General features: G+C 55.6%; 22 protein-coding genes. 10 read left to right on the forward strand and 12 right to left on the reverse strand.

What is annotated here, in order from left to right:
- Nucleotides 1-19: 19 nt before the first annotated feature.
- Nucleotides 20-1,282 carry a glutamate-5-semialdehyde dehydrogenase gene (locus ACR0BU_RS06325; protein ID WP_480735548.1) on the forward strand — a complete coding sequence of 421 codons (1,263 nt, stop codon included), beginning with the start codon at nt 20-22 and terminating at the stop codon, nt 1,280-1,282.
- On the opposite strand, the gene ACR0BU_RS06330 is transcribed toward ACR0BU_RS06325, so the two are convergent.
- Nucleotides 1,279-1,875: a histidine phosphotransferase family protein gene (locus ACR0BU_RS06330; RefSeq protein WP_480735550.1), complete on the reverse strand. Its 597-nt coding sequence runs from the start codon at nt 1,873-1,875 to the stop codon at nt 1,279-1,281. The two genes, ACR0BU_RS06325 and ACR0BU_RS06330, sit on opposite strands and share 4 nt — an antisense overlap.
- A gap of 42 nt (nt 1,876-1,917) precedes the next feature.
- Here ACR0BU_RS06330 and ACR0BU_RS06335 point away from each other — a divergent pair, with 42 nt between their 5' ends.
- The 5 genes from ACR0BU_RS06335 (at nt 1,918) to tsf (ending at nt 5,731) form a co-directional block, all read left to right on the forward strand.
- A complete protein-coding gene (locus ACR0BU_RS06335) occupies nt 1,918-2,100 on the forward strand; it encodes a DUF3553 domain-containing protein (protein WP_170430504.1) in 183 nt (60 codons plus the stop codon).
- Between the two features lie 106 nt (nt 2,101-2,206).
- Entirely contained in the window at nt 2,207-2,962 is a 756-nt protein-coding gene (gene olsB / locus ACR0BU_RS06340; RefSeq protein WP_480735551.1) for an L-ornithine N(alpha)-acyltransferase, read from the forward strand.
- Complete coding sequence (olsA, locus tag ACR0BU_RS06345) at nt 2,949-3,803, forward strand: lyso-ornithine lipid O-acyltransferase (protein WP_480735553.1); 855 nt, start codon at nt 2,949-2,951, stop codon at nt 3,801-3,803. Before olsB ends, olsA begins: the two co-directional genes overlap by 14 nt.
- A gap of 166 nt (nt 3,804-3,969) precedes the next feature.
- Entirely contained in the window at nt 3,970-4,779 is an 810-nt protein-coding gene (gene rpsB, locus ACR0BU_RS06350) for a 30S ribosomal protein S2 (protein ID WP_298935487.1), read from the forward strand.
- Nucleotides 4,780-4,855: 76 nt separating this feature from the next.
- On the forward strand, nt 4,856-5,731 hold the full coding sequence (gene tsf, locus ACR0BU_RS06355) for a translation elongation factor Ts (RefSeq protein ID WP_299075347.1): 876 nt from the start codon (nt 4,856-4,858) through the stop codon (nt 5,729-5,731).
- Nucleotides 5,732-6,087: 356 nt separating this feature from the next.
- Here tsf and ACR0BU_RS06360 read toward each other — a convergent pair whose 3' ends face one another.
- From ACR0BU_RS06360 to ACR0BU_RS06370, 3 genes are all read right to left on the reverse strand, one after another.
- Nucleotides 6,088-6,843: a LuxR family transcriptional regulator gene (locus ACR0BU_RS06360; protein WP_298935485.1), complete on the reverse strand. Its 756-nt coding sequence runs from the start codon at nt 6,841-6,843 to the stop codon at nt 6,088-6,090.
- Nucleotides 6,840-7,289 (reverse strand): type II 3-dehydroquinate dehydratase, encoded by a 450-nt coding sequence (gene aroQ, locus ACR0BU_RS06365; RefSeq protein WP_299889898.1) that lies wholly within the window; start codon nt 7,287-7,289, stop codon nt 6,840-6,842. Before aroQ ends, ACR0BU_RS06360 begins: the two co-directional genes overlap by 4 nt.
- 116 nt (nt 7,290-7,405) lie before the next feature.
- Nucleotides 7,406-8,401 carry an NADPH:quinone oxidoreductase family protein gene (locus tag ACR0BU_RS06370; RefSeq protein WP_480735555.1) on the reverse strand — a complete coding sequence of 332 codons (996 nt, stop codon included), beginning with the start codon at nt 8,399-8,401 and terminating at the stop codon, nt 7,406-7,408.
- 144 nt (nt 8,402-8,545) lie between these two features.
- Between ACR0BU_RS06370 and ACR0BU_RS06375 the strand changes: the two genes are divergently transcribed.
- On the forward strand, nt 8,546-9,364 hold the full coding sequence (locus tag ACR0BU_RS06375; protein ID WP_480735557.1) for an SDR family oxidoreductase: 819 nt from the start codon (nt 8,546-8,548) through the stop codon (nt 9,362-9,364).
- Nucleotides 9,365-9,379: 15 nt separating this feature from the next.
- Complete coding sequence (locus tag ACR0BU_RS06380; protein WP_480735559.1) at nt 9,380-10,411, forward strand: phosphotransferase family protein; 1,032 nt, start codon at nt 9,380-9,382, stop codon at nt 10,409-10,411.
- Nucleotides 10,412-10,449: 38 nt separating this feature from the next.
- On the opposite strand, the gene ACR0BU_RS06385 is transcribed toward ACR0BU_RS06380, so the two are convergent.
- Entirely contained in the window at nt 10,450-11,055 is a 606-nt protein-coding gene (locus tag ACR0BU_RS06385; RefSeq protein WP_480735560.1) for a DsbA family protein, read from the reverse strand.
- A 202-nt stretch (nt 11,056-11,257) separates the two neighbouring features.
- On the opposite strand from ACR0BU_RS06385, the gene ACR0BU_RS06390 reads away from it, so the two are divergent.
- Entirely contained in the window at nt 11,258-12,490 is a 1,233-nt protein-coding gene (locus ACR0BU_RS06390) for a serine hydrolase domain-containing protein (protein ID WP_480735562.1), read from the forward strand.
- A gap of 50 nt (nt 12,491-12,540) precedes the next feature.
- On the forward strand, nt 12,541-13,410 hold the full coding sequence (locus tag ACR0BU_RS06395) for an acyl-CoA thioesterase (RefSeq protein WP_480735564.1): 870 nt from the start codon (nt 12,541-12,543) through the stop codon (nt 13,408-13,410).
- Here ACR0BU_RS06395 and ACR0BU_RS06400 read toward each other — a convergent pair.
- The 7 genes from ACR0BU_RS06400 to pstC all read right to left on the reverse strand — a co-directional run bounded on the left by ACR0BU_RS06400 (nt 13,407) and on the right by pstC (nt 20,703).
- Nucleotides 13,407-14,174: an SDR family oxidoreductase gene (locus ACR0BU_RS06400; protein ID WP_480735566.1), complete on the reverse strand. Its 768-nt coding sequence runs from the start codon at nt 14,172-14,174 to the stop codon at nt 13,407-13,409. The two genes, ACR0BU_RS06395 and ACR0BU_RS06400, sit on opposite strands and share 4 nt — an antisense overlap.
- Before the next feature lie 116 nt (nt 14,175-14,290).
- Entirely contained in the window at nt 14,291-15,520 is a 1,230-nt protein-coding gene (locus ACR0BU_RS06405) for an acyl-CoA dehydrogenase (RefSeq protein ID WP_480735567.1), read from the reverse strand.
- Between the two features lie 134 nt (nt 15,521-15,654).
- Nucleotides 15,655-16,344, reverse strand: coding sequence for a phosphate regulon transcriptional regulator PhoB (gene phoB / locus ACR0BU_RS06410; protein ID WP_298935472.1), 690 nt, complete (start codon nt 16,342-16,344; stop codon nt 15,655-15,657).
- A gap of 12 nt (nt 16,345-16,356) precedes the next feature.
- The gene (gene phoU, locus ACR0BU_RS06415) at nt 16,357-17,058 is read right to left on the reverse strand and encodes a phosphate signaling complex protein PhoU (protein ID WP_298935744.1); all 702 of its coding nucleotides are present in this window, start codon (nt 17,056-17,058) and stop codon (nt 16,357-16,359) included.
- Between the two features lie 31 nt (nt 17,059-17,089).
- Complete coding sequence (pstB, locus tag ACR0BU_RS06420) at nt 17,090-17,887, reverse strand: phosphate ABC transporter ATP-binding protein PstB (RefSeq protein ID WP_298935470.1); 798 nt, start codon at nt 17,885-17,887, stop codon at nt 17,090-17,092.
- Between the two features lie 15 nt (nt 17,888-17,902).
- On the reverse strand, nt 17,903-19,234 hold the full coding sequence (gene pstA / locus ACR0BU_RS06425; protein ID WP_480735570.1) for a phosphate ABC transporter permease PstA: 1,332 nt from the start codon (nt 19,232-19,234) through the stop codon (nt 17,903-17,905).
- Nucleotides 19,231-20,703 (reverse strand): phosphate ABC transporter permease subunit PstC, encoded by a 1,473-nt coding sequence (gene pstC / locus ACR0BU_RS06430; RefSeq protein ID WP_480735571.1) that lies wholly within the window; start codon nt 20,701-20,703, stop codon nt 19,231-19,233. Before pstC ends, pstA begins: the two co-directional genes overlap by 4 nt.
- Nucleotides 20,704-20,738 lie beyond the last annotated feature (35 nt).

Below are 20,738 nucleotides of genomic sequence, written 5' to 3' on the forward strand. Positions count from 1 at the left end.
GACCAGAAAGGCACGTGATATGAAGGATTTCGACAGCATCCCCGACCTGATGACCGACCTTGGAAAGCGTGCCAAAGCAGCATCAGCGGAATTGGCCTTTGCAAGCACGGAACGCAAACATGCGGCCCTGATCGCAGCGGCCGAGGCGGTTTGGTACAATCGCGCTCAGATCATCGCGGCCAACCAGAAGGATATGGAATTCGGTCGTAACAAGGGTCTCAGCCCCGCGATGATGGACCGTCTGATGCTGGATGAGACACGCGTTCAAGGCATGGTCGATGGCTTGCGTACCGTCGCAGATCAGGCCGACCCGGTGGGTGAGGTGCTGACGGAATGGGATATGCCATCCGGTCTGAACATCCAGCGCGTGCGTACTCCGCTGGGTGTGATCGGTGTCATCTATGAAAGCCGCCCCAATGTAACGGCAGACGCAGGTGCTTTGTGCCTGAAATCCGGCAATGCCGTGATCCTGCGGGGCGGGTCCGAGGGATTTCATTCGTCCACCGCCATCCACGCCTGTCTGGTCGAGGGTTTGAAGGCTGCGAACCTGCCCGAAGATGCCATTCAACTGGTCCCGACGCGCGACCGCGCTGCGGTTCAGGAATTGCTGACAATGACCGATTATGTCGATGTCATCGTCCCGCGTGGCGGCAAGGGTTTGGTCGGACTGGTCCAGCGCGAAGCTCGCGTTCCGGTTTTTGCCCATCTCGAAGGCATCGTGCATATCTATGTCGACAAAGCCGCTGATCCGCAGAAAACTCTGGATGTCGTGCTGAACGCGAAGACACGCCGCACAGGTATTTGTGGCGCGGCTGAATGCCTACTGATCCATCAGGATGTCGCTGAGACGCTGGGGCAAGACATCATCGCCGCCCTATTGGCGGCGGGTGTTGAGGTTCATGCCGAAGGCCCTTTGGCTGTGAAGGGCACTGTTTCGGCCTCGGCCGATGACTGGGGCAAAGAGTTTCTGGACAGCATCATCGCCGCCAAACCGGTCACTGACATTGATGGCGCTATTTCGCATATCCGCCAATTCGGTTCGAACCATACAGACTGTATTATGACAGAAGATGCCAGTGCCGCCGCCCGTTTCTTTGAGCGGCTAGACAGTGCGATCCTGATGCACAACGCCTCGACCCAGTTTGCCGATGGTGGTGAGTTCGGCATGGGTGCCGAGATCGGGATCGCCACCGGTAAAATGCACGCGCGCGGCCCGGTGGGGGCAGCACAGTTGACCAGCTTTAAGTACCTTGTCCGCGGGAACGGAACGACCCGCGCCTAAAATCTAAGGGTAACGCGGGTCGATGCGGTCTCGACCGCTATTTTTCGACCCATGGCTGTGGCACTTTCGGGTAACAACGCAAATTGCACCTGAGCAGGTGTGATCTTGTTTGGAAAACGCCCTGTTACAACGTGTTTCCATAGGTCACCGTCGACATTCAGCTTGTCAGCGGTGCCTGTCACCTCCCACTTGTCGCCATGCGCACTGATCCGGACATCGCCCCCCATCGGCATGGCACTTTCGCAGCACATAAGCGCCAAAAAGGCCAGTTTCACCTGATTGCGCGGCACCGCATCTGTCAGATTCCAGTGCACTCGAACCCGACCGGCGCGTTCAACATCTTTCAGAAGATCCGCCACCTCAGTCCGACCCAATGGCTGATCACCGGCGGATCCAAAGGCAACCCGGAAAAAGCGAATCCGCGCCCCAGCACTGCCGACACTGCCCGAGATCAGCTCCATTTCCGGGCCTTGCACTGCGCCAACCATATCCAAAAGCTCAAGCCCATTGGTAATTGCCCCAATCGGGCTGATCAGATCATGACAGATCCGAGAGCCGATCAACTCGGCCAGGTTGACGTCTGAGCCGCCCATGCGTACCTCCTGCTGTATCTGCCACCGGACCGGAGCCCAAGCATGACAGATTTGAATGCCATTCTCGCACCGGGCATGTTCGTGCGCCACCCGGATTTCCCGGATTGGGGCGTCGGACAGGTTCAATCCAACATCGCAGGCAAGATCACCGTGAACTTTCGCGAGCAGGGGAAAGTGGTAATCGATGGAACACGCATCGCCCTGATGCCGGTCTTTGATCCGTGAAACTGGTTTAGGAATAGTTAACAGGAAAGCCTGTCACCGTCTGGTTGCCTTTGCCTGAAAAACTGCGATATCTGCGCTTCAGAAACATAGGATCAATCTTTCTGACATGCCCGACGCAGGCCCTTCGTTTACTATACGACTTGCTGACTCAGCGGACGAGCTGCGCGCGGCGCAACGATTGCGCTATGACGTGTTCGTGCACGAACTGGGCGGCGGTGGTGAGATGGTCGATCACGACGCCGGGTTGGAGCAGGACGAGTTTGATCCCTATTTCGACCATATGCTGGCCTATGATGACGCGACGAGCGAAGTCGTGGGCGTTTACAGGCTGTTACCGGGTGATCTTGCCGCAGAACTGGGGCGGTTCTACTCCGAGGCCGAGTACGATTTAACCGTTCTGAAACAAAGCGGCCGCAAGTTGTTGGAGCTCGGTCGGTCGTGTCTGCATCCGGATTACCGGGGCGGCACGGCGATGTATCATCTGTGGAATGGTCTTGCTGGTTATGTCGCAGAGCGTCAGATCGAGATCCTCTTTGGTGTGGCCAGTTTTCATGGCACAGAAGTAGGAGCGCTGGCGCAGCCACTGTCTATGCTGCACCACAATCACCTGGCTCCAGTTGATCTGCGGGTCAGGGCGCAGCCAGGAGTGTTTCAATCCATGAACCTGGTAAAACCTGAGGCTTTGGACCGTCGCGCGGCGATGGTTCAGGTGCCTGCGCTGATCAAGGCCTATCTGCGGCTCGGCGGTTTTGTGGGCGAGGGGGCGTTCATTGATCATGCGTTTAACACCACCGATGTATGTTTGATCCTGGATACCGCGCGCATGAACGAACGGCAGAAACGAATTTATGGCGGAGCGTGAGCCGTTGACTGCGCCCCTTTGGAACAGTGAAGACGCACCAGACCCGCTTGAGTTGGGTTTCGTCGGCTGCTGCCTTGTACTGTTGCGTGGGTTACCGTTGGCGATTTTCGTCTTCGGTGGGCTGATCATTCTCTTAATCCTCCGCGTGTTTGAACGCCCGTTTTTCGGAGTGCGCCGTCCTGTTACGCCTTACATAACTCAGTTTGTGTGCCGAAACGCGTTTCGAATTCTGGGCATGGGATTCCGAACGTCGGGCAGTTTGATGCGCGAACACGGAGCGGTGGTGGCAAACCACTCGTCATGGCTGGATATTTTTGCCCTTAACGCGCGCAAGCGGATTTACTTCGTGTCCAAAGCCGAAGTCGCAAAATGGCCGGGTATCGGCTGGCTGGCCCGGGCGACCGGAACCGTCTTCATCGAACGAAACCCAAAAAAAGCGCGTGAACAAACGCGGATTTTCGAAACAAGACTGAACGCTGGTCACAAATTGCTGTTCTTCCCCGAAGGCACCTCGACCGATGGATTGCGGGTTTTGCCTTTTAAAACAACGCTTTTTGCGGCATTCTTCGCAGATGAATTACGCGATTTCATGTATGTGCAACCCGTGTCCGTCGTCTTTCGCGCACCCAAAGGTCAGCCCGACAGGTTTTACGGCTGGTGGGGCGACATGGAATTCGGACCACATCTGTTGAAGACTTTGGGCGCACGCCGACAGGGATCGGTCGAGTTGATTTACCACTCTCCAGCTCGGGTGTGTGATTTCGAAAACCGCAAAGCTCTGGCAGCACATTGCGAAGAGGCGGTGCGACACGCGCATGCGCTGGCCCGGCTTGAAAAATAAGGGCATTTGGCCCTTGCACAGCCTTAAATCCTGCCGTATACGCGCGCCATTCAAACCCGCAGGCGGGGTTTGGGCTTTGTAGGGGAGACATCCTTATCTGGCCCGCCGGTTGGAGCATCCGCTTCTTTCACCCCCGCCGAGGCGTAAACCGGAAAAGGAAAATAGCATGGCTCTTCCCGAGTTCACCATGCGTCAGCTGCTGGAAGCTGGCGTTCACTTTGGTCACCAGACACAGCGTTGGAATCCCCGCATGGGCCCGTTCATCTACGGCTCACGCAATGGCATCCACATCATGGACCTGACCCAGACCGTTCCGATGCTGGATCAGGCTCTGCAGGCCGTTCGTGACACCGTTGCAAAAGGCGGTCGCGTACTGTTCGTTGGCACCAAGCGTCAGGCAGCTCAGCCGATCGCTGAAGCGGCTGAAAAGTCGGCTCAGTACTATATGAACCATCGCTGGCTGGGCGGAACGTTGACCAACTGGAAAACCGTTTCCCAGTCGATCAACCGTCTGAACCAGATCGATGAAGCGATGGAAACCGGCGCCGAAGGCCTGACCAAGAAAGAGCGTCTGGGCATGGAACGTGACCAGGGCAAACTGCAAGCGTCGCTGGGCGGTATCCGCGAAATGGGCGGCGTCCCCGACCTGCTGTTCGTCATCGACGTCAAAAAAGAAGCATTGGCTATCGCCGAAGCCAACAAGCTGGGCATCCCGGTTGTGGCTGTTGTCGACACCAACTGCTCGCCTGATGGTGTTGATTACATCATCCCTGGCAACGATGACGCTGCGCGCGCCATCTCGCTGTATTGCGATCTGGCCGCACGTGCCGCTCTGGATGGTATGACCGCTCAGATGGGTGCTGCTGGTGTTGACCTGGGTGCATTCGAAGAAGCACCGGTTGAAGAGGTCGTTGCGGAAGAGCCTGCGGCTGAAGAGACCGCAGAAGCCGCTCCGGAAACCAAAGCCGAAGCGTAAGCTGCCCGTCACGTAAATGACATATGGGGCAGGGTAGACCTGCCCCAAATCCGTTTGAATTGAGGAGAGCCAAGAGATGGCAATCACAGCAGCAATGGTGAAAGAACTGCGCGACACAACCGGCGCAGGCATGATGGACGCAAAGAAAGCGCTGACCGAAACCGGCGGCAACATGGACGAAGCCATTGACTGGCTGCGCACCAAAGGCCTTGCCAAAGCAGCCAAGAAGTCGGGCCGTACCGCAGCCGAAGGTCTGGTTGCTGTTCATGTCAATGGCAACAACGGTGTTGCAGTGGAAGTGAACTCGGAAACCGACTTTGTCGGCAAGAACGCCGAGTTCCAGGAAATGGTTGGTAAAATCGCATATGCCGCAGAAGGCGTCGACAATGTCGAAGCTCTGCTGGCGGCCGATCTGGGCGGCAAGACCGTTGCAGACACGTTGACCGACAAGATCGCCACAATCGGTGAAAACATGTCGGTGCGCCGCATGTCAAAGCTGTCGGGCGACACCGTTGTATCCTACGTCCACAACGCGGCCACCAACGGTATGGGTAAAATCGGTGTTCTGGTTGCTCTGTCCGGTGGGGACGAAGCGATCGGCAAGCAGATTGCGATGCATATCGCAGCGGTAAACCCCGCGGCCCTGTCCGAAGCCGACATGGACCCGGCAGTTGTCGAGAAGGAAAAGCAGGTTCAGATGGACATCGCCCGCGAATCCGGCAAGCCGGAGCAGGTGATCGAAAAGATGATTGTTGGCCGTATGAAGAAATTCGTGGCGGAAGCAACTCTGCTGAACCAGGCGTTTGTTGTGAACCCTGACCTGACCGTTGAAGCGGCTGCAAAAGAAGCAGGCGCAACGATCACCGGCTTTGTCCGCCTGGAAGTTGGCGAAGGCATCGTGGTCGAGAAGGAAGACTTCGCAGCCGAAGTTGCAAAAGCCGCTCAGGGCTAATCAAAAAGGTAGGGCCCGTTCACGGCCCTATCACCAAGCTGAAACGGGTTACGCATCGCGTAGCCCGTTTTTTTAAGCCAATTCAATCCGCCATTAAACAACATGTTGAATGGAGGGCCCCGCATGATGGGGATGTTCGAGGCCCCCCAAAATTCCGACACCGGTACGCGGATAAATAAACGCCCCCTTGTCAGAGTGATTGGAGAGCTCTGTTATTGCAAAGATCCAACCGAATGTTCCCTGGCTAAAGCCACCACTCACGGAACAAGGATACTGTGCAACTTTCCTGCCAGATTCGGATAGTCATGTTTTCCTTACCCTAGGTAAAGTGACGCAGTTTACGTCAAATCAGCGGCTCAGGCTTCGACGACAAACATCTGATTGTGTAATGATGCCTTAAGAACAGCCTGCGCTGTAGTTTCAACGGACAAGGCTTCTCGGGCAAGTCGCAGGTGTTTTTCCACCGTTGCAGAGGTCAGCCCCATCAACAACGCAATGTCTTGTGTCGTTTTGCCATCGCCGACCCATTGCAACGCCTCGCGCTGGCGTTTGGTCAGGCCACGGTTTGGCGGACTGTGAGGCAGGGTCAGGATCTTCAGATGGGCGACATTGTTCATCAGAAGAATGTCGTTTCCATGCTTCTCCCAGACTTCATCAACATCATCCTGGGTTCTGCCATTTTCTGCAGACAGAGAGATCGCGCCTTTTGAGCGGATGGAGACGGAGTTGAAGCTGACGGTATAGCCCGCAATAACACCCTTGGATTTATTGAAATCAATGACGCGCTGTTCCTGAGGCGTCAGCACCCCACTAGAATCCATATCTTGAATCATATGCCAGCTTGCTGCGCCTTCATGGTCCAGCGCCCATTTCAGCATTGGCGCATGGAAATATAGCCCGTCGCCCAGAAATCCGTCTACATACGACCGGCTGTGGTTCGTCAGTATTGTGAAGTCTTCGGGATCCCCGAGCGACGTTGCGGTCCGAAACTGCGTGTAGCCATAGATCAACCGGTCGAACCCATATTCGGCCATTTGGCGGCAATGCGCGTCCCAGAGCTCTTCCAGAGTCTTGGCGTAGGTTACAAAGTGCAGGTATTCCTTGAGTTTCATGCGCCGGTCCCCGATGTCAGGTGGGCAGCCAGCGCGTCCAACGCGAAGATGTAGCCTTGGGCCCCAAACCCGCAGATTTGGCCCAATGCAACGGGCGCAATGTAAGAGCTATGGCGGAACGCCTCACGCGCATGGATATTCGACAAATGCACTTCCACAACCGGCAATTCGACAGAGGCAATCGCATCCATCAGGGCAATCGAGGTATGTGTGAAGGCGCCTGCGTTCACAATCAAGCCGTCCTGAACACCCCGAGCGGCGTGGATCGCGTCAATCAATACGCCTTCGTGGTTGGATTGCAGATGTGACACTTTCAGGCCGACAGATGCACCATGTTTGACGCAGCGATCCTCGATCATCTGTAAAGTGGTCGCACCATACACCTCTGGCTGGCGCGTACCCAGCAGGTTGAGGTTTGGCCCATTCAATACCAAAACGTCATGCATTACTAAATTGTCCCCATTAAACGTTCATAGTCATGAATTGGTATGGTTGTCCACCTGACTTTACTTCAGCGGGTCAAGGGTATTCGGGATACATGTTTCCGGCGTAGAGGGCGGGTCTAATCCATAGTCACCACAAGTTTTCCCAAGGCAGATCGCTGAGACAAATTTTCCAGCGCTTCGGGCGCGTCACGTAGTGGAAACCGGGCGCTGATACGTGGCTTGATTTGACCCGCCGCATAGTACCCAAAAAGCTCTTTGACGTTCTCAGCATGCGCCTTTGGGTCCCGAAAGACGGACGCCCCCCAAAAGACGCCAACGATCTGACAGCCTTTCAGCAGCGCAAGGTTAAGCGGGATGTTCGGAATTCCGGCTGGGAAGCCAACCACAAGGTATCGACCTTTCCAGGCCATACTGCGTAGAGCGGGTTCGGCGCAGGGCCCGCCGACCGCGTCATACACCACATCCACGCCACCGGACCCGGCCAGGGCCTTTATGTCATGCGCAAAAGACTTCTGTGCGTCCTTGTCCATTTCCCGCGGGTAGAGGATTGTGTCATCCGCCCCGATCTGGCGGCAAAACTCTGCCTTCTCAGGTGACGATACGGCTGCGATCACTCGGGCACCCATGGCCTTGCCCAGTTCAATAGCGGCAGACCCTGCGCCACCTGCTGCGCCCAAAACCAGCAGAGTTTCGTTGGGTTGAATCGCAGCGCGATCCTTCAGGGCGTGATAGGACGTTCCGTAAGTGAAGATGAAACAGGCCGCGTCTTGATATGGCATCGCATCTGGAAATTTGAGTGCCGTCGCCGCCTTGACCACCGCCTGCGTCGCGAATCCACCATGCCCGGTCAACGCCAGGATACGATCTCCGACTGCGAACCCTGTGACCCCTTCACCCACAGCCAATACGTCGCCTGCGATTTCTCCGCCCGGGGCAAACGGGCGGGGCGGTTTCATTTGATACAAGTCCTGGATAATCAGAGTATCCGGAAAATTGACACCGGCGGCCTTTACACCGACTAGCAAATCACCCTTACCTTGTTTGAGATCGGGCAGGGTGGTCAGTTCCAATGTCTCGGGCCCGCCGGGGGCGACGCTGAGTAATGCTTGCATGTCGACTGCCTTGTCCCTGTTAATCTGTAAGGAAGAACTTTTGGTGCACCGACCTGGGTTGTCAACGGCGCAGACGCCCGGCTCCCGCAACGGCAAGTTCGGACACAGCAAATCGATGCACCGCACATAACTGAGGAGCAGACCATGACACCCGAAACACTTTTCTCGCTGCACGGTAAAACCGCATTGGTCACCGGAGGGGCAACAGGAATTGGCCGCATGGCAGCCGAAGCGTTGGTTCGGGCCGGAGCACATGTTCTGATCGCATCGCGCAAAGGCGACGCATGCGCTGCGGTGGCGGCCGAGCTAAACGCCTTGGATGCCCCGGGAAGCGCCGAGGGTTTTGCCGGTGATCTTGGCAGCAAGGAAGGGATCGATTCCCTGGTCGATGACATTAATGCCCGCACGGACAAGCTTGATATTCTTATGAATAACTCGGGCACCTCCTGGGGTGCGCCTATGGGCCAGTTTCCGTACGAGGCTTGGGAAAAGGTCATGTCCGTCAATGTTGCCGGGATCTTCGAGCTTACCCAGAGACTTCTGCCACTGCTGATGAAATCAGGATCGCCCGAAGATCCGGCACGGGTTGTCAATGTTGGTTCCGTCATGGGCGAAGTTCCAATGGGGGACGGTGCGTACAGCTATTCAGCATCAAAGGCGGCCGTTCTGCATCTGACCAAGGTCATGGCGAAGGAGCTTTCGCCCTATAATGTGACCGTTAACGCGTTGGCTCCGGGGCCGTTTGTATCCCGCATGACGGCTTTTGCTACGGCTGATGAGGGAACAAGAGACAAGGTCGGTAAGTCTGTACCCTTGGGGCGCGTCGGGCGGGACGAAGACATCGCAGGATGTATGCTTTTTCTGTGCGGTCGCGGTGGCAGCTATGTCACCGGTGCTGTGATTCCAGTTTCTGGTGGTATCAATGTGGTAACTGCCGGCAATATCTTTGCCGAGGCCATGTAATCGCGAGTACAGAAAATGAGCAAAGACAACACGTTAGATCTACCCGCTGTAGATGCTTATCTGTCAGCGCATCTAAGTGGCTATCAAGGCCCATTGGAGGCGTCAAAATTCTCGGTGGGTCAATCCAATCCGACTTATGAACTACGCACTCCGAACCGGTCTTACGTTTTGCGCCGCAAACCACCCGGAACCCTGTTGAAATCAGCCCATGCCGTTGATCGCGAATTCCGTGTGCAGCGCGCGATAGCGGGCAGCAAGGTCCCCGTGCCGGAAATGTACCTTCTTTGCGAAGATGACAGTGTCATCGGCTCGACCTTCTATGTAATGGAGCATCTTCAGGGCCGGATCTTTCTTGAACCCACGATGAAGGATGAAAGCAACACAGCCCGGACCGCCATTCTGGACGAGATGAACCGTGTTTTGGCTGAGCTTCATATGGTGGATATAGGCGCTGCCGGTCTGACTGACTACGGACCTACCGGGAACTATTTTGAGCGGCAAATCTCTCGGTGGACCAAGCAGTATCGCGCGTCAGAGACCGCAGTGATTGCTGACATGGATAGGCTGATTTCGGCTTTGGACGCCTCGATTCCAGCGGATGACGGGCAAAGAACACTGGTCCACGGAGATTACCGGATCGATAACCTGATGTTCGCCCCAGACAGAGCCAAATGCGTCGGGGTGCTCGACTGGGAATTGTCAACAATTGGGCACCCTTACGCCGATTTGGCTGCTGTCATCATGCAATGGCAGATGCCACCGGGCAAAGAAGGGCGCGGCTTGGCCGGCATCGATCGCGAAAGCCTGGGCCTGCCAAGTGATCAGGCCTTTGTCGCGCAGTATTGCGCACGGCGCGGAATCGACCGGATCGAGAATTTTGGATTCTACCTGGCGTTCAATTTTTTTCGCATGGCGGGCATTCTGCAGGGAGTTTACAAGCGCGCTTTGGACGGTAACGCGTCTGACCCCAAACGCGCCCAAGCATTTGGCGCCTATGTCCCCGTCTTCGCGCAGCATGGGTTGGTGGCACTGAACACAAGCTTATGAAAGTGAGGTAACATACTGTTTTCAAACATTTATACGGCCTACTTCGAATTGGACAACTCAAGTTCAAGGTTCGCAAGGCTGTTCTTACCAAAAAACATCTCATCACCGATGAACATGCTGGGTACCCCGAATACACCGCGCTTGACGGCCGCTTTGGTTCGATCCTTCAGTTTTTGTATTGTGTCTGCGCTTCCTATCGCCTCACGTGTTTTACGAACCGGCAGCCCATTCTCGTGCAGAATTTCGGTTAGCACACCCATCTCGTCAACCTTTTGACCATGCACCCAAATCGCATCAAATATGGCGTCTATATATTTGACTTCCCATGATTTTCCAGAAGCAAAGTAAGCGCCACGCATTGCAAACCGTGTGTTCAAGGGAAAATGCGGGCTCATGTGAAAGTTCAACCCGCGGCGACGGGCAAAGCGGTGCAGATCATGCGTCAGATAGGCCGATTTCTGGCGGTTTTCCGAGAACGCATGAAAAGGACTTTGGTTGTTGGTGGCTTTGAACACGCCGGACAACAGCACCGGGACATAGTTGATCGCAACCTTGTGCCGCTTGGCCAGACCCGGCAACAATTTATGGGCCAGGAAAGCGTTGGGACTGCAAAAATCGAAGACGAAATCGATGGTTTGGGCCATGTTGGTCCTCCGGAAAGACGGCAAATCGTCGGGTTGCAAGAGCGTATGGCGAATCTGAGACCTCGGTAGTCTAACACTTGAAACAGCCGCTGTACCCAGTGCAATCGGCCCAGACGTCAGTTGCCGGGGCTTGCAATTTTCACTGTTGTTTCAGCGCCCAAGCAACCATGATCGTAGCAGATCATATGAGGTTCGATCTTCAATGCCCGACGTAAATACGACATTTGAACAGACACGGCTGAACCACATCTGCACATGGATGGACAGCTATGTTGATCAGCGGAAATACGCAGGCAGTTCGGTGGTGGTGTTTCGCAAAGGTCGCGAAGTGTTTTTCCATGCGACCGGATTGCGAAACGTTGAAGACAACCTGTCGTTTGAAAGGGATACGCTGGTTCGCATCTACTCAATGACCAAACCCGTGACGTCTGTTGCGATCATGATGCTGGCAGAACAGGGTTTGTTCCATCTGGATGCGCCTCTATCAGATTTTATTCCAGGCTTCGACAACATGCAGGCGCTTGTTCCGGATGCGCAGCGGTTGGACCAAACCCAGAATGCTACAACACCGACTGTGCACCAGCTACTTACGCACACCGCTGGTTTCAGTTACCCGTTCAATCCCGGGCTGTTACCTGCCGCGATGGACGACCAAGACCTGTTGTTTAAGCCAAATCAGGGTCTGTTAAAGGACCGAGTGGCTGATTTGGCTGATCTGCCGCTGGCCTTTCAACCCGGAACCCGCTGGGAATACTCGGTCAGTTTAGATGTGCTCGGGCGCGTGATCGAGGTCGTCTCGGGAAAGTCTCTGGATGTGTTCTTTGAGCAAGAGGTTTTTGCACCGCTAAACATGCGGAACACCGGGTTCTCGGTCACAACAGGGGCAGGGGATCGATTTGCGTCGCTTTACACTCCGCTAGCAGGTGACGCGATGGCGTTGAATTCAGCCGATGCAGGCACGGATACCTTGCGTCTTGTCGATCGCGCCGGACATTCACCTTTTGAAAACACGACTACTTTTTCCGGTGGTGGAGGATTGATCAGCACAATCGACGATTACGCAAGGTTTGCCGAAATGCTACGGACCGGAGGCACTGGAAACGGTCACCGATTGCTGGGACCGAAGACCGTAGACTTTATGATGCTCAATCACTTACCGGGCGACATTGCATCTATGGGACCGCAAAGCTTTGCCGAGCAACCGATGGAAGGTATGGGCTTTGGCCTAGGCGGTTCCGTCGTCTTGAACCCGGGCAGGGTCCGCGTGCCCGGATCCGTCGGAGATTTCAGCTGGGGCGGCATGGCATCGACCTATTTCTGGATTGATCGGGAAAATGACCTGACTGCCGTTTTCTTTACCCAGTTGTCACCGTCCAGTTCATACCCGTCACGTGCAGAGCTTAAGGCGCTTGTCCTTGCGGCGATGATTGATTGATGCCGCGGCGGCTGATACGCCAAGTGAGACCAAAGATTGATGAGTAGACCATGACCGAAGCCGAACGCATTCTTCTTGATCTTCTAAACGTTGAACGTCTTGAAGTTGATCTGTTTCGCGGCACCGGATCAGGTGGCGAAACCCCGACGCGTATTTTCGGTGGACAGGTGATTGCTCAGGCACTCGCAGCGGCCTATCGCACTGTCGACGACAGGCTGTGTCATTCGCTGCATGCCTATTTCATTCGCCCGGGGGACCCAAACATTCCCGTTATTTATCAGGTTGATAGAGCGCGCGATGGAGGTTCTTTTACAACGCGGCGGGTGGTTGCAATTCAGCATGGAAAGCAAATTCTGAACATGTCCGCGTCGTTTCACATCAAAGACGAAGGTTGGGATCATCAGCACCCTATGCCGGATCTGGATACCCCGGAACACTATCCGGCACGAACGGAGTTGCGACAGAAGTACCTGGATCGCGTGCCCGAACGAATGCGATCCGAGCTGATCCGCGAACGCCCAATCGAAGTCCGGGAAGTCGATCATCTGGATCCGTTCAACCCGGCGGTATCGGATGATCGCAATCAGATTTGGTTCCGAATGGGAGCCGCCGCATCGGCGGACGCAAAAACACAGCATTTGCTGCTGGCATATGCCTCGGACATGAACCTGATGAGTTCGGGAATGCGCCCACATGGGCTGAGCTGGTTTACCGGCGAGGTCAATGGCGCCAGTCTGGACCACACCATCTGGTTTCACGCACCGGTGCATTTTGAGAACTGGCACCTTTATGCAATGGATTCGCCGTGGTCGGGGCAGGGGCGGAACTTTAATCGCGGGTCGATATACACCGAAGATGGCGTTTTGGTCGCTTCTGTTGCGCAAGAAGGCCTTATGCGCAGAGCGCAGAAGAAACCTTAGGTATTCTCGACAAACACCTGATTTAACTTCATCATTCCTCCAAGCCATCGGTCGTAATCATCAGATTTCAGCCGTATATAATCCAACACCTGAGGATGTGGGAGAACCAGAAACTGTTCTTCGCGGATCGCATCAACACAGGCTTGCGCCACGTCTTCAGGCTCTAGCATGCCGTCGATTGCGGCCACCGAATTTTCATGTCCTCGGGTCATTTCTGATCGTACTGCTTGTGGGCACAAAACTGAAACCCGCAGGCCCTGGTGCCCATAGGTCAGCGACAACCATTCGGCAAATCCGACCGCTGCATGCTTTGTGACGCCGTATGGAGCCGCGCCAGGTTGATTCAGCAAGCCGGCCGCTGACGCGGTTGTCATGATGTATCCGCCACCGCGCGCGGTCATCCGAGGAACCAGATGGCGCGCTGTCCAAACGTGGGACATTACGTTGATCTTCCAGATCCGATCCCAGTCTTCATCCGGGACATCCAGACCGCCAAGCGTCAGAATTCCGGCATTTGCACAGAACAGGTCAATCGGACCGACTGTGTTTTCGACGTGTTCGATCAGAGATTTAATCTCATCCTCGCTGGAGACGTCGCAGCGCAGGGCATGTCCACCGATGGCTTCCGCGACCAAACGCGCTCCGGCATCGTCGATATCCGCACAAACGACACTTGCGCCTTCATGTGCAAATCGTTCTGCCAGACCTTTGCCAATACCTTGTGCGGCGCCTGTGACGACAACAGTTTTCCTGTTCAGATCCATGTGACGCTCCAAATCTCGGATTCAACACTGCATGGTAAGGCGTTGGTTTTAAAATTAAAGTGCAGTGTAATGGCGTATATTTACCATAATACCAATTACACGCATTATACTATAGCTCAGTAAAAGGCCTGCAATCCTGTCTGTGCCCGCCCCAGGATCAACGCATGTACATCATGCGTGCCCTCATAGGTGTTCACTGTCTCAAGGTTGACCATGTGGCGGATAACCTGAAACTCAAGCGAAATCCCGTTTCCACCGTGCATGTCACGCGCCATCCGCGCGATGTCCAACGCTTTTCCGCAGTTGTTGCGCTTTACAATAGAAACCATCTCCGGCGCGGCTTCGGCCTGATCCATCAGGCGACCGACGCGCAAGCTGCTTTGCAGGCCCAAAGCGATCTCGGTCTGCATATCTGCGAGCTTGCGTTGGAACAGTTGCGTTTGCGCCAATGGTTTGTCGAATTGCTTGCGATCCAGCCCATATTGAAGCGCCGCATGCCAGCAACATTCCGCAGCGCCCATAACACCCCAGCTGATTCCAAACCGGGCACGATTCAGACACCCAAACGGTCCCTTGAGGCCCTGCACATGAGGTAGCAATGCGCCCTCGCCCACTTCAACACCGTCCAGAACGATTTCACCGGTGATCGATGCGCGAAGGCTTAGCTTGTTTTGGATTTTGGGTGCACTCAGACCCTTCAGGCCTTTGTCCAGAACAAAGCCGCGAATTTTGCCGTCATGGGCAGCTGATTTCGCCCAGACAACAAAGACGTCAGCGATCGGAGAGTTCGAAATCCACATCTTGCTGCCGGTCAATCGGTAGCCGCCGTCAATCTTCTCGGCCCGGGTTTTCATGCCCGCCGGGTCAGACCCTGCGTCCGGCTCGGTCAGGCCAAAACACCCGATCCACTCGCCACTGGCCAGCTTGGGCAGATACTTTTGGCGCTGTTCCTCGCTGCCATAGGCATAGATCGGGTACATCACCAGAGAGCTTTGCACCGACATCATCGAACGATAGCCGGAATCCACACGTTCGACTTCACGTGCGACCAGGCCATAGGCGACATAGCCCGCGCCGATGCCGCCGTATTCTTCAGGAATGGTCGTTCCCAACAGGCCCATTTCGCCCATTTCCCGAAAGATTCCGGGGTCGGTTTCTTCGTTCTGAAACGCCTCGGTCACGCGGGGTTGCAGTTTTTCCTGCGCGTACGCCCGCGCACTGTCGGCGATCATGCGTTCGTCTTCGGTCAATTGATCGGCCAAACGGAACGGATCATCCCACGCAAACTGCCCCAGATCGGGCGCATCCTTGGCGCGCAAGGTTGGTTTGGTGCTGGGGGCGTTCATGGGACTTCTCCGGGGTTGGCAATTTTGCCAAAGCCTACCGCGCGCCCGCTGAAAGTTACAGCAAGAGTTTCGCACCTTCCCATGAGTAAAAGTCATGGGCCAGGGTCCGTAGCAAAGGCCCCTGCCCGATCACTTCAGCCCAAGGCGTATCCTGCTCCGCGCACCGTGCGTACGGGATCTTCACCGCCATGTTGCGTCAACGCCTTGCGCAGCCGTCCGATATGAACGTCGACGGTGCGCGTATCGACATAGATGTCGCGCCCCCAGACCCGGTCCAGCAGTTGCTCGCGACTCCAGACACGGCCGGGTTTTTCCATGAATGTGCTGAGCAAACGGAACTCAGTCGGACCAAGCTTCAACGGCATACTGCCGCGGCTGACCTTGTGGGTTTCAGAATCCAGCACAATGTCATCAAATTCCAGCCGTATCCCTACAGTCGCGGGGCGAACCCGGCGCAGCTGGGTCCGTACACGGGCCATCAACTCCACGATCGAGTACGGTTTGACCACGTAGTCATCTGCGCCGGTTTCCAGCCCGCGCACTTTGTCGACCTCTTCAGAACGGGCCGACAACATGATGATCGGGATGGAGCGTGTATCCGGCCGGGTCTTGAGGCGTCGGCATACCTCGATACCGCTGAGATTGGGCATCATCCAATCCAGTACGATGATGTCTGGGCTTTCTTCGTCGACCAGCAGCATCGCTTCGTCGCCGCTGGCTGCTTTTGAGACGCGAAACCCTTCGGCCTCAAGGTTGTATGCCAAAACTTCGCGCTGAGCGAGCTCATCCTCGACCACCAGTACACTCGGTTGATCAGCAGACATTGCCTTCGTCCTCTAGACAGTTTGCGATGTGTTATCAGCTTTGGGCCGGGCTTCGGCCGGACGTTCGCCGGTCACCAGGTAGACGACTTGTTCTGCAATAGCGGTCACGTGATCACCCATACGCTCGATGTTTTTGGCGATGAAATGCAAGTGCATACAGGCCGAAATGTTGCGCGGATCTTCTGCCATAAAGGTCAGGAACTCGCGGAACAGGCCATTGTACATCTGGTCCACTTCCTGGTCACGCTCGATGACATCTGACGCCAGTTCAGAATCGCGCTGGATGTAGGCATCCAGTGCATCACGCAGCATCATCTCTACCTCGCGAGCCATTCGGCGCAACGCTGCCGCGCTGCCGTTGATTTCCGTTGCAGTGACCAGAACCGTGGTTCGTTTTGCAATGTTTTTTGAGTAATCGCCAATACGTTCGAGGTTGCCTGAGACTTTCATCACCGACAGGACAAGCCGCAAATCACTGGCTGTCGGCGATCGCAATGCGATCAATCGCGCGGTCTCTTCGTTGACGAGCTCTTCCAGCTCATCAATGGCCTTATCCTTCTGGCGAACTTCTTGCGCCAATTCTTCGTCTCGGGTTTCGAGCGAGCGTGCAGCACCCGTAATCGATTCCTCAACGAGGCCACCCATCTTCATGATATGGGCCTGAATGGTTTCAAGATCGCGGTCAAAAGCGGATGCGATATGTTGGTCGGACATTTGATTATCGGTCATTTCTAATTACCTATGCTCAGCCGATCCGGCCGGTGATGTAGCTTTCCGTGCGGGGGTCTACAGGGTTGGTAAAAATCTGACCGGTTTCGCCAAACTCAACCAGACTGCCCAGATGGAAGAAAGCCGTCTTCTGGCTGACGCGGGCGGCCTGTTGCATCGAGTGCGTCACGATCACAACCGAATACTGTTCGCGCAATTCGTCGATCAGCTCTTCGACTTGGGCTGTTGCGATTGGGTCTAATGCCGAACAGGGCTCGTCCATCAACAAAACTTCTGGCTCTGTTGCCACCGCGCGGGCAATGCACAGGCGCTGTTGCTGACCGCCAGACAGGCCAGTGCCCGGTGCATCCAGGCGATCCTTGACTTCGTCCCAGATCGCACCGCGACGCAGAGATTTCTCGACAATGTCGTCCAAGTCTGCCTTGTTTTTGGCAAGGCCATGAATACGCGGACCATATGCGACATTGTCGTAGATCGATTTGGGAAACGGGTTTGGTTTCTGAAAAACCATTCCGACCTTGGCGCGAAGCTGCACCGGATCGACACGCTTGTCGTAGATGTCTTCACCATCCAGTTTGAACGACCCTTTGACGCGGGCAATGTCGATTGTGTCGTTCATCCGGTTCAAACAGCGCAGAAACGTGGATTTGCCGCAGCCGGACGGACCGATAAAGGCCGTCACGGTCTTGTCTTCGATATCGACGTTCACGTCTTTGATCGCGTGGGTCTCACCATAGTGGACCTGGCAGTCACGGCACTCCAGCTTGATCTTGTTGGTGTCCACTTGTCTCTCCACTCGCGTCATATCGTTCATTGTAACATCCCCCATTTACCAGCGACGTTCAAAGCGCCGGCGCAGGATAATTGCGATAATGTTCATGGTCAGCAGGAACATCAGAAGGATGATGATCCCACCCCAGGCTTTTTCGTAAAAGGCAACATCAGCGCGCGAGGCCCAGGTATAAATCTGGGCTGGCATGGCCGAGTTCGCTTCGGTGAAACCCGCAACAAACCCATCCGGATATCCTCGCGCCACAAAGCCTACCATACCGATCAGCAACAGCGGCGCGGTTTCACCAAGTGCCTGTGCCAGACCGATAATGGTACCTGTCAGAATACCAGGGGCCGCCAGCGGTAAAACATGATGGAAGACTGCCTGCATTTTCGAGGCCCCTACCCCCAATGCCGCATCCCGGATCGACGGCGGAACCGCCTTAAGCGACGCGCGTGTTGAGATGATGATTGTCGGCAATGTCATCAGTGTCAGAACCAATCCGCCAACTAGCGGCGCCGATTGCGGCAGGTGCATGAACTGGATGAAAACCGCCAGACCAAGGATACCGAACACAATGGACGGGACCGCAGCAAGGTTCGAGATGTTGACTTCAATGAGATCGGTAAACCGGTTCTGCGGCGCGAATTCTTCCAGATAGATCGAGGCCGCGACGCCAATTGGCAGGGAAAGGGCCAGAACCACCAGCATCATGAAAAAGGACCCGACAACGGACGCCCCGATACCTGCACCGCCCGGATTGTCGACGCCTGAATCCGCGCCTGTGATAAAGGGCCAGTTGAATGCCTGTTTGATGATCCCCGCTTTTTCCATCGCATCCACAAGGTCAAGGTCACTTTTTTGCAAGAACCTGCTGTCTTGCATCGCCTCTCGTGTCACGCGGCCTTTGTAGTATCCATCAACCCGACTGGATGCGGCCAGATCAAACCGCACCGGCTGCCCGAGTTTGCCGGGGTTCTCGCTGTAGAACGTACGGATCGTGCCGCCAACCTTGCCCAACAGGCGTTCGATGGCGTCTTCGTTGATGTCGACATTCAAGCCGCGTTCATCCAGTTCGGTTTTGAGCGCGGTGACGAACAGGTTAGAATACGCCTTTGTCTTGAACAGCTCGCTTTCCGCCTCTTCGCGGTCCTGTTGGGTCAGTATGAACTCCACGCTCACAACCGTGCGCTTGAACGCCGGAATGCCTTCCGACAGGATCGATGTGAAAAGGACAACCAGAAAGAACAAGCCGGTTGCAATCGCAATGATCCCGTAAGCCCGAAACCGTTTTTCGGCTTGCGCACGCTTGCGCGTCCGCGCATCGGGTGCCGTAAGCGAGACAGAGTGACGGCCCGTTTCCGGGGTTGGCATGCTTGCGTCGGTCATTCGTACTGCTCCCGGTATTTGCGCACGATGTAGAGGGCGAAGACGTTCAGGCCCAGCGTGATGATGAAGAGTGTCATTCCAAGCGCAAACGCCACAAGCGCTTCTGGTGAGGCGAAATCGGCGTCACCAGTCAGCTGGCTGACGATCTTTGCGGTCACGGTTGTCATGGCTTCGAACGGGTTGAGGCTGAGGCGCGCGGCCGCGCCTGCCCCAAGCACCACAATCATGGTTTCGCCAATGGCACGTGACGCGGCCAACAGGATCGCGCCAACAATGCCCGGCAATGCGGCGGGGAGAACCACCTGTCGAATGGTTTCCGACTGCGTAGCGCCTAATCCATATGACCCATCGCGCATCGCCTGCGGCACCGCATTTATGATGTCGTCCGACAGCGATGAGACGAAAGGAATGAGCATGATGCCCATAACCAGCCCCGCCGTCATCACGGCTGTCCCGGCTTTCATCCAACCCAACCCGCCATCACCAAAAATACCCAGCAAAAGCGGGCCGACCGTCAGCAAGGCGAACAGGCCATAGACGATGGTGGGAATACCAGCGAGCACCTCAAGCAGCGGTTTGGCAAAGGCGCGCACACGGGGCGAGGCGTATTCGCTCAGGTAGATCGCGGCAAACAGGCCGATCGGAACAGCCACCAAAAGCGCGACGATCGAAATGTAAAGCGTGCCCCAAAGCAGCGGGAGAACACCCAAAGCAGATGACCCGCCACGCCCCGAGAAACTCGGTGACCAGGTCAGGCCAAAAAAGAAGTCGGTCGCGGGGTATAGCTTGAAGAATTCCCACGTATTGAAGACCAGCGACAGGACGATTCCGACTGTTGTCAGGATGGCGATTGACGCAGCAGCCAGCAGCAGAACGCGAATACCTTGTTCGACAACATTGCGTGCACGGTACTCGGAATGGGTTTGACGCCAGCTGAATGCCGCCCCTAGCAGCGCAGCGGCAATCACGACAATCGACATGATAAAGTAGCCGGTGGAATTCAAGATCCGGTAACTTTGTGCCGCCATGAGAACTGGCTGTGTGATGTTCGACGTGACAACTTGCCCGGCATCTTTGAGGCGCTGCGTCATATCCGCAACGTCGGCACGGGCGTTTCGGGCCAGTTCTTCGGTGATGTCGCCTTGTGCAACGGCGTTGTCCAATCCAAACGCCGTACGCCGAACTTCGGCCATCACAAGGCTACGTGATGAGCCTTCTTTGATGACACTGTCAGGGATTGTTTGAGAAACCTGAGAGGAAACGTAAAGTGGTTGCGCCAGAAGCCAAATGATCAGCAGACCAAAGGCTGGTACAACCGCCTTCAAAGCAACATTTGCGCCGTAGAACACCGGCAGGGAGTGCAGATCGCGGCTGTCGCCTCCGGCGCTTTGCAATGCACGAGACCACCCGAGCACGTACCCGATTGCTGCGATCGCCATGACGATCAGAAAAAGCCAGAGTATTGGCATGCCACCCTCACTGGTCCGGTTGGGGAATTCGAGAA

The sequence above is a fragment of the Ruegeria sp. CK2 genome (genome assembly GCF_056536585.1).

Bases quoted from the DNA above. Each gene is read 5' to 3' on its own strand.
- ACR0BU_RS06325 (WP_480735548.1), top strand. From the start codon at position 20: ATGAAGGATTTCGACAGCATCCCCGACCTGATGACCGACCTTGGAAAG.
- ACR0BU_RS06330 (WP_480735550.1), bottom strand. From the start codon at position 1,875: ATGGGCGGCTCAGACGTCAACCTGGCCGAGTTGATCGGCTCTCGGATC.
- ACR0BU_RS06335 (WP_170430504.1), top strand. From the start codon at position 1,918: ATGACAGATTTGAATGCCATTCTCGCACCGGGCATGTTCGTGCGCCAC.
- olsB (WP_480735551.1), top strand. From the start codon at position 2,207: ATGCCCGACGCAGGCCCTTCGTTTACTATACGACTTGCTGACTCAGCG.
- olsA (WP_480735553.1), top strand. From the start codon at position 2,949: ATGGCGGAGCGTGAGCCGTTGACTGCGCCCCTTTGGAACAGTGAAGAC.
- rpsB (WP_298935487.1), top strand. From the start codon at position 3,970: ATGGCTCTTCCCGAGTTCACCATGCGTCAGCTGCTGGAAGCTGGCGTT.
- tsf (WP_299075347.1), top strand. From the start codon at position 4,856: ATGGCAATCACAGCAGCAATGGTGAAAGAACTGCGCGACACAACCGGC.
- ACR0BU_RS06360 (WP_298935485.1), bottom strand. From the start codon at position 6,843: ATGAAACTCAAGGAATACCTGCACTTTGTAACCTACGCCAAGACTCTG.
- aroQ (WP_299889898.1), bottom strand. From the start codon at position 7,289: ATGCATGACGTTTTGGTATTGAATGGGCCAAACCTCAACCTGCTGGGT.
- ACR0BU_RS06370 (WP_480735555.1), bottom strand. From the start codon at position 8,401: ATGCAAGCATTACTCAGCGTCGCCCCCGGCGGGCCCGAGACATTGGAA.
- ACR0BU_RS06375 (WP_480735557.1), top strand. From the start codon at position 8,546: ATGACACCCGAAACACTTTTCTCGCTGCACGGTAAAACCGCATTGGTC.
- ACR0BU_RS06380 (WP_480735559.1), top strand. From the start codon at position 9,380: ATGAGCAAAGACAACACGTTAGATCTACCCGCTGTAGATGCTTATCTG.
- ACR0BU_RS06385 (WP_480735560.1), bottom strand. From the start codon at position 11,055: ATGGCCCAAACCATCGATTTCGTCTTCGATTTTTGCAGTCCCAACGCT.
- ACR0BU_RS06390 (WP_480735562.1), top strand. From the start codon at position 11,258: ATGCCCGACGTAAATACGACATTTGAACAGACACGGCTGAACCACATC.
- ACR0BU_RS06395 (WP_480735564.1), top strand. From the start codon at position 12,541: ATGACCGAAGCCGAACGCATTCTTCTTGATCTTCTAAACGTTGAACGT.
- ACR0BU_RS06400 (WP_480735566.1), bottom strand. From the start codon at position 14,174: ATGGATCTGAACAGGAAAACTGTTGTCGTCACAGGCGCCGCACAAGGT.
- ACR0BU_RS06405 (WP_480735567.1), bottom strand. From the start codon at position 15,520: ATGAACGCCCCCAGCACCAAACCAACCTTGCGCGCCAAGGATGCGCCC.
- phoB (WP_298935472.1), bottom strand. From the start codon at position 16,344: ATGTCTGCTGATCAACCGAGTGTACTGGTGGTCGAGGATGAGCTCGCT.
- phoU (WP_298935744.1), bottom strand. From the start codon at position 17,058: ATGTCCGACCAACATATCGCATCCGCTTTTGACCGCGATCTTGAAACC.
- pstB (WP_298935470.1), bottom strand. From the start codon at position 17,887: ATGAACGATATGACGCGAGTGGAGAGACAAGTGGACACCAACAAGATC.
- pstA (WP_480735570.1), bottom strand. From the start codon at position 19,234: ATGACCGACGCAAGCATGCCAACCCCGGAAACGGGCCGTCACTCTGTC.
- pstC (WP_480735571.1), bottom strand. From the start codon at position 20,703: ATGCCAATACTCTGGCTTTTTCTGATCGTCATGGCGATCGCAGCAATC.